The 621-nt window shown below is 58.3% G+C and carries 2 protein-coding genes; one reads left to right on the top strand and one right to left on the bottom strand.

The window, feature by feature from the left end:
• Positions 1-250: four helix bundle protein (locus tag NZ923_10775; protein ID MCS7230489.1), on the top strand; the 250-nt coding region annotated here is incomplete at its 5' end.
• 45 nt (positions 251-295) lie between these two features.
• Here NZ923_10775 and NZ923_10770 read toward each other — a convergent pair.
• On the bottom strand, positions 296-621 hold a 326-nt coding region (locus tag NZ923_10770), incomplete at its 5' end, for an ABC transporter permease (GenBank protein MCS7230488.1).

The following is a 621-nucleotide window of genomic DNA, read 5'->3' as shown; positions in this document are numbered from 1 at the left end:
AGATACTGGCAAGGAATATGCTCGCTATCTCCGGATCGCCCGTGCTTCTGCAAATGAAACCGACTACTGGCTTCACGTTGCCCGTGACTGCAAACTTATCACGGATGAGTCATACGAGCGTATGATATCGCTGACAGATGAGTGTTTGCGCATGCTCTCATCGATGATTACCAAGCTGAGAGCTGCATCAGAACGCTATCTCCAGGAACACTCAGAGCCATACGTCTCATACGGCGATCCTGATCTCTAACCCCTAACCCTTAACCCTTAACCCTTAAACCCCCCTAACCTCCGCTCATAGCCTCGACCTCGGATCAAGCGCATCGCGCAGCCCATCGCCCATGAAGTTGATGCTCAACACGGTGAGGAAGATCAGCGCGCCTGGAATGAGCGCCAGCCACGGCGCCGCCTGCAGGTACTGACTGCCATCGGTCACCAGGCGCCCCCAGGTCGGCGTGTCGGGCGGGAAGCCGACGCCGAGGAACGAGAGGGTCGACTCGGCGATGATCGCGCTGCCGATCTCCAGCGTGGCGGCAACGATAATCGGGCTGATGGCGTTCGGTAGAATGTGGCGGAACATGATCGCCGTCTGGCTGATCCCCAGGCAGCGCGCCGCTTCGA

The sequence above is a fragment of the Candidatus Kryptonium sp. genome, assembly GCA_025060635.1.
Lineage (GTDB): Bacteria > Bacteroidota > Ignavibacteria > Kryptoniales > Kryptoniaceae > Kryptonium.
This window is presented reverse-complemented; position numbering and strand designations above follow the sequence as displayed.